Below are 6,372 nucleotides of genomic sequence, written 5' to 3' on the forward strand. Positions count from 1 at the left end.
AAACTAAACCAGATTAAGTCTCCTTCCGATCTATCAGCCTTTTGAACCGTATGAGTCCATGAGTCCAGCTGATTTGGCTCAAACCTATTTAATTAGAGAAGTGTGATCCTATCAGCACAGAGGGAGCAGAGGAACCAGAGGGGGCACAGAAATAATAGTTGAAAGTAACCTAGGACTGAACAGAAGTGATATAATATCGAGACTCGACTACCTTGCTCTACTCAAGCTAGCAGAATTGGAGATTTTCCCAGTAAATGCGATCGCTTTCTGGGGGGAAAGACTGGATAGTTTGGAAATTATGATCCTAGAGGCAAGAGAGTACGATTTCGCTTTTCGCAGCACCCCAAGGGGCAATCCCATGGGGAATTGTGATTGACTTAGCTATGACTCATAGCCCTCAAAATGCAATTTTAGGGCTATACAAAGGCAGACGCTTAATTTGGCTGGCCTGAGGCTAGGCTAGCCATAAAAATTTATGGCTTCTGACTCAATCGTGCCGAATTGGCATCATACTATTGGTTAGGCTATCACTGGATAGAGAGGTGACAAGCCATAATCTGATCTACGTAAATACTAGAACAAAATACCTAGAACAAATGGAAATGTCAACAGTAGAACAAACAGAACAAACGGAAATGTCCACAAACCCTGAACCCGAAAATAAGAAAGAAAATAAGAAAGGGTTACGAGGGACCCCAGCCCAAGCTACAACTCGCCTCCTGTTACACTTGTGGAATCTAGGAGGATCAAAGCAAGAAGTCAAAAGAAAAGACTTAAGTGATACAGTGAAACTGAATAATGAGAGGTCTGGTGATTATACTGACATCTTTAAAACATTGGAAACAGATGGGACGATCAAGAAAACAAAAAAAGCCCGAATCGAGTATGTGTTTTTGACAGAGCAAGGCTTGGAAGTGCTAGACGCTGGCATCAAAAGCGCTGATTTTGAGTTTGACGGTAGTCTGGTCAGAGCCAAGGATGTCAAGGCTGTTCTAAATTGGATTCGAGAAAGAAGCTCAGTGGCTAAGGTCGTTGACCCAGGCGCTGATGCTGAGAAAACTGGGGAAAATGCGATCGCTTCTTATGAAACCTTTGAGTCGGTGGTCTTGGAGGTTTACGACAAGCTAAATCAGGACTATAACCTTGATGATCTCGTACCGATTTATCGGATTAGACGGGAAATTGGGGATAGTGTCAGTCGTTCCCAGTTTAATGAGTGGTTGTTGGAAATGCAGGCTAAGGATATTTTGCAACTCCAAGGCGGTAGCTTACCGGATAGCGATCCATCCCAAATCGAAGATTCCATCACCACAGAACTGAGTGGATTACGCTGCTATGCTAAGCGGCTATAATCCTAGGCTGGCCTGGTTATTGTAATAAATCTCTGTTGACTGTTTGTAGCGTTTCCTCACACTAACATGACTAACAGTTTATCATGACTAATAGTTCATCTCCCCTTGAACAACTCCAGAATGCCATCAAAAAACAAAACCCTTTTAACAGAGAGTTGGTTGTCAAGAAGCAAAATGTATGGAAAAAAGAATTCCCTCACGTTCCTTCTATAAATGCTCATGCCTCCGACGCGGTTTTTAAGGCAATTGAAGAAGTTCGTGGCGGGGAGCGTCACGTTATTGGCATTACCATCAAGGCTGAACCAGGGTTAGGCAAAACTCATTTGCTCAGTAGGGTTCGCCATCAACTTCAATCTGATGGCGGTGCTTGGTTTGTCTATATGACTGATTACAATGACCTTAACCGGATCAAGCCGGAATTTTTTAAGACCCTGGCATTAAGTCTCAAGGAGGTTGGTAGCCAGGGGGTGAGTCAGTGGCAAGATTTAGGGACTGCTTTAGCCAATGAGGCGATGAAAAGAAGTTACACATCTCAGCAGTTAGTCAATGTATTTCCCAATGCCTTGGCTAAAAATCCCAAGCTAATTGATCAACTGACTGATAAAGTTCTTGAAATCAAGACAGACATCGACAATCCGGATCTGATCAGAGCGATTTTATGGACATTATCAAAGCAGCATGCCCCTTATGCTATTAAATGGCTGTCTGGCCAAAGTTTAGCCCATAAAAAAGCTGACGAGATGGAGTTACCCAACAATTCGGAAGATGACAAAGACGCTTTCGATATAACTTGTCAGATTTTAGACCTAATTAGTGATTACAATCCCTTGGTGGTGTGTTTTGATCAATTAGATAGTACAGAATGTGATGATGGAGGGTTTACCAGAGCACAAGTTATTGCCAGCTTAGCAACAGATTTATACAATAGCATTAAACGGGGTGTGCTGCTGACCGCTATGTATCCTGACACTTGGACACATCAAATCAGAGCATTAGATTTAAATGAGGCAGTTGTTGACAGAATAGGCGAGCGAGAAGTTGAGTTAAATCCTCTAAATTCTGAGCAGATAATTGATCTAGTGTCCCTACGGTTAAAAGCGTTTTATAATCAGAATAAACTAACTCCTCCTCAGCGGGTTTATCCCTTTACCGAAGAAAAACTGAAAGAATTTGGGAAACAACGACCAACAGCAAGAGATGTTCTTAAATGGTGTCAAACTAACTGGGGATTACCTAATGGTCAGCAAGTTTCATCCCATAGACCTGCTATAAATCCGGTTAGTTCTGCTTATAATAACGAGATCAAAAATATTGACAATGAAGAGTATATGGAGGATGACCCTCAGCTCACTAACGCTATCAAGTTTGGCCTCAACCAACTCATAGGACAGATAGTGTCAGGAGTCACAATCGAAAAAATTGAAGCTCCAGTTAAACCTAAAAATAAATACTTAGGGCTCAAGATAGTTGGTAAAGAAGACGGGAATACGGTCAAAATCGGACTAGCGGTGATCCAAGCCTCTGTTGGAAATACTGTAACGGCTGGGTTATCTCATCTTGGGAATTATAAAAAATATGATCTGACCCGTGGTTGTTTAGTCCGCTCTAAACCCATAAGTCAAAGTGCTAAGAAGGCTCAAGAGTGTTTGAATAACCTGAAGGCTCAAGAAGGAAAATGGGTAGTGTTGAAAACAGAGGAGGTTAAACCCTTAATTGCGATTCGCTCTGTTTATGAGAGTCGTGAAGACTATGAGTTGAGTGAAGAGCAGATTAAGGATTTTATCTCTAACACAAAGCTAGCCATAGATAACCGATTACTGCGAAAAATTTTGAGTGCTCCATCGGGACAAATTCCTGAAGAGGCAGTGGATGAAGAGTCGGAAAGTTAAAGGATGAGTAAGTCAATGAATCTATAGCATTTTCCTTTGATTTGTGAACATACTCCCTTAAGGAAAGGCAAGAGGCAAGAGGCAAGAGGCAAGAGTTAAGAAAATATATAGGGATTTTTGGTAATATCAAAAAAGTAACTTTCTTTGGTATAATTGATTTATAAATGCTAGAGTTGACAGGAGTTACATAGTTGACGCTAGGGATGAGATTGATTGATAGTAAGTGATCTAGATATCTACTAATGAGTCAGCAAGATAATGAGTCAGCAAGATTTAATTTCAATAGCCCTACTTTTACCGGCACCAGATATCGAAGCCTTAATTCAAGGGCGAATGATTGCTGCTATACCTCAGCTATTTATCAATCCAGGGCGAAAATTTGTCCTATATCCGTCTAAGATATTAACTAATAAGATATCAAGTAATAATCCATCAAGTCATTGCCTGTATCCTGAGCAATATTATCGCTCTAGTTTTAGAGAAATAGCCCAAAAAAGTCTAACGGCACTGAATTCTGAGACAGTTTTGATTAAGGCTTGGGCTAGGTGTGAACTTTGCCAACACCTGAAGAAAACTGAATCCTTGGAGAAGTTATCACTGTTAACGGTATGGACAGCAGCCGGATTACAAGCAAGACTTGAGAAACAGCAGGGTATTTTCCTGGCTTACTTGCGGGTTTATCAGTTGCCTAAAGTTCTTGAAGTACCTAGACATGATAGTATTAGTAATATTAGAAATACTACTAGTCAGCCCCTTGGAAAGTTTGTTAGTTTAGGTGATAATATTAGGGTTACTGACGATTGGCCAGTATTAAGCGATCGCATTTTCAGCCAACGGCGACACCAGCTAGAAAATCGACTCCCGCCACTGTATCCGGAATTGGAAGAATTACAGAGTCAAATCGCTAACCTGGCAATTACTAACCCAGCTGCTAAAGCCCTTGACGAAGAGATCAAAAAATTTATAGGCTGGAGTAGCAACAAGCAGTTAACCTCATCTAATCCAGATTTAGCTTGGATAAATACCATCGCAGCATTGGGAAATCGCAGCAAAGAGTTGGATCAAGGTAAAACTAATTATCAAGCTGGTACAGATTTTGAAAATATTGTTCGTGATAGCCTTAAGTTTCTGGGATTTACCATCGACCATGCTCACAAAGGTGGTGCTGGTGGTTTAGATTTATTCTGCTCAAAACCTTATCCCTTGGTGGGTGAGTGCAAGGCTGGGAAAAAAATTCCTAACGATACGGCAGTACAACTGTTGAATTTAGGAACTTTACGTTTAAACAATCAAGAACTACTTAAAGAAACTGCTAAGTTAATCATTGGCCCTGGTGAGCCGACTAAACAACTTATGGATGCAGCTATTGTACATGGTATGGCAATTATTAATCCTGAAACTCTTCAGAAGCTGGTGAAACTCCAAAGCCAGTATCCCAATTCTGTTGATTTAATTATACTGAAGGATTACTTGATACCTGGTCAAGCTGATCAGGAAGTTGAGAAATATATTAATCATATTTCTGAAAAACTGAAATTGCGATCGCATATTGTCCAGCTGGTGAAAAAGCTGATTGACGATAGAGATAATCACACCGTGGGAGTAGAGATGATCTATGGAGCCTATAACTTCTCCAATCCACCCCAGTCCTTGACTCAGGCAGAACTACACGAAATATTGATTGAGCTTTCTTCTCCCTTAACTGGCTACTTGGGGAGAATCAAGGGCACGGATAGTAAAAGTGATTGCTTTTACTTCCTGCGGGACTTGCCCATGGATTAACTAGCACTTGTTCAGTCTAGTATTTTTCAATTTGGTGAGGTACTTTTTTTGAGGGAGCAGGGAGCAGGGAGCAGGGAACAGGGAGCAGGGAGCAGGGAGCAGGGAGCAGGGAGCAGGGAATAGGCAAGAGGCAAGAGGCAAGAGGCAAGAGGCAAGAGGCAAGAGGCAAGAGGCAAGAGGTAAACAATCATGTGTACCTCATTAGGATATAAAGCGCTATAGTCAAAATCTGCCGGTTTGTGTAACGTTTTATTTCAAGATTCCAAATTTATGCTTGTGACCAATACCTAAAGCGTGATCAAGCTACCATGGAGATAGCCTTGAGCATCCCAAGAATGAGCTACTTTTAATGGCAAAGGATATCTACCACGAAACCGTGAAAACGGCTCTGATCAAAGACGGATGGATGATTACTAACGATCCCCTAGCATTAGCTGTTGGAGAGCGAACCGTTTACGTAGATATGGGCTCCGAGAAACTTTTTGCAGCAGAAAAAGATTGGCGACGTATTGCAGTTGAGGTAAAAAGTTTTATTCGTCCTTCTCCTGTACAAGACCTAGAAAATGCCCTTGGTCAATATGTGCTTTATAGAAGTTTGTTAAAAGAATCGATTATCCATCGAGAACGAACATTATATCTAGCGATTCGCAATGCAGTTTACTTAGATTTTTTTCAAGATAAAATTGCTCGAATTGCTATTGAGAGCAATCAGTTAAATTTGCTAATTTTTGAGGCCAACGGCGAGGAAATAGTGCAATGGATAGATTAGATGAGTATTCCAGATTAATTCGAGAAATTCTAGAGCGTTACGCTCGGATTAGTTACAGTCACGGCGATATCCAAAGTTATGCGATTGCCGATACTCTAAACAATCATTTTATGCTCATGGTTGTTGGCTGGGATGGCAAACGTCGAGTCCACGGCTGCATTACCCATGTTCAAATTATTGATGGAAAAATCTGGATTCAACGGGATGGTATCGAAGATGGCATCACCGAAGAACTAGTAGCTGCAGGGGTTCCCAAATCAGATATTGTGCTAGGGTTTCACCCACCAGAAGTTCGTCCCCATACTGGTTATGCGATCGCGTAGCGTGACCAAAGGTCAATCCCTTAACTCGCAACAGCTATATTGCTTTTTAAGCCAAGGCGTTCGCTTAGCGTGGCCATAGGCCAATCGCTTTTTTCACTGGTTATCAGCCAGGGGGTATTTCCAACTCTCATAAGCTGTTGCGCATTTAAACTGTGATAACAGCATTGCCTTTGTTTTTTATTTTTCGTACCCATTTTATAATTAACCCTCCTTCATTTAAAAGATGATTTAACAAACATTCTAATTCTTCAATTGAT

At 41.2% G+C, this 6,372-nt stretch carries 6 protein-coding genes; 5 read left to right on the plus strand and 1 reads right to left on the minus strand.

Annotated elements, in window-relative coordinates; translation table 11 throughout:
• Window positions 1-596: 596 nt before the first annotated feature.
• The 3 genes from F6K37_RS29620 to F6K37_RS29630 all read left to right on the plus strand — a co-directional run bounded on the left by F6K37_RS29620 (window position 597) and on the right by F6K37_RS29630 (window position 5,023).
• Window positions 597-1,352: a hypothetical protein gene (locus F6K37_RS29620; RefSeq protein ID WP_083373640.1), complete on the plus strand. Its 756-nt coding sequence runs from the start codon at window positions 597-599 to the stop codon at window positions 1,350-1,352.
• Between the two features lie 83 nt (window positions 1,353-1,435).
• Complete coding sequence (locus tag F6K37_RS29625) at window positions 1,436-3,241, plus strand: hypothetical protein (protein WP_287254052.1); 1,806 nt, start codon at window positions 1,436-1,438, stop codon at window positions 3,239-3,241.
• A gap of 258 nt (window positions 3,242-3,499) precedes the next feature.
• On the plus strand, window positions 3,500-5,023 hold the full coding sequence (locus F6K37_RS29630; protein ID WP_287254054.1) for a DUF1802 family protein: 1,524 nt from the start codon (window positions 3,500-3,502) through the stop codon (window positions 5,021-5,023).
• A gap of 26 nt (window positions 5,024-5,049) precedes the next feature.
• Here F6K37_RS29630 and F6K37_RS29635 read toward each other — a convergent pair whose 3' ends face one another.
• Entirely contained in the window at window positions 5,050-5,214 is a 165-nt protein-coding gene (locus F6K37_RS29635) for a hypothetical protein (RefSeq protein ID WP_287254056.1), read from the minus strand.
• 158 nt (window positions 5,215-5,372) lie between these two features.
• On the opposite strand from F6K37_RS29635, the gene F6K37_RS29640 reads away from it, so the two are divergent.
• Window positions 5,373-5,792, plus strand: coding sequence for an element excision factor XisH family protein (locus F6K37_RS29640; RefSeq protein WP_008181074.1), 420 nt, complete (start codon window positions 5,373-5,375; stop codon window positions 5,790-5,792).
• A complete protein-coding gene (locus F6K37_RS29645; protein ID WP_008181072.1) occupies window positions 5,780-6,115 on the plus strand; it encodes a XisI protein in 336 nt (111 codons plus the stop codon). Before F6K37_RS29640 ends, F6K37_RS29645 begins: the two co-directional genes overlap by 13 nt.
• The last annotated feature ends 257 nt before the right edge of the window (window positions 6,116-6,372 follow it).

Origin of the sequence: Moorena sp. SIO4E2, from assembly GCF_010671945.1 — a bacterium.
GTDB lineage: Bacteria > Cyanobacteriota > Cyanobacteriia > Cyanobacteriales > Coleofasciculaceae > Moorena > Moorena producens.

Excerpts from the sequence above, each read along its gene's own strand:
- F6K37_RS29635 (WP_287254056.1), bottom strand. The coding sequence starts at position 5,214 with ATGATTGTTTACCTCTTGCCTCTTGCCTCTTGCCTCTTGCCTCTTGCC.
- F6K37_RS29630 (WP_287254054.1), top strand. The coding sequence starts at position 3,500 with ATGAGTCAGCAAGATTTAATTTCAATAGCCCTACTTTTACCGGCACCA.
- F6K37_RS29640 (WP_008181074.1), top strand. The coding sequence starts at position 5,373 with ATGGCAAAGGATATCTACCACGAAACCGTGAAAACGGCTCTGATCAAA.
- F6K37_RS29625 (WP_287254052.1), top strand. The coding sequence starts at position 1,436 with ATGACTAATAGTTCATCTCCCCTTGAACAACTCCAGAATGCCATCAAA.
- F6K37_RS29645 (WP_008181072.1), top strand. The coding sequence starts at position 5,780 with ATGGATAGATTAGATGAGTATTCCAGATTAATTCGAGAAATTCTAGAG.
- F6K37_RS29620 (WP_083373640.1), top strand. The coding sequence starts at position 597 with ATGGAAATGTCAACAGTAGAACAAACAGAACAAACGGAAATGTCCACA.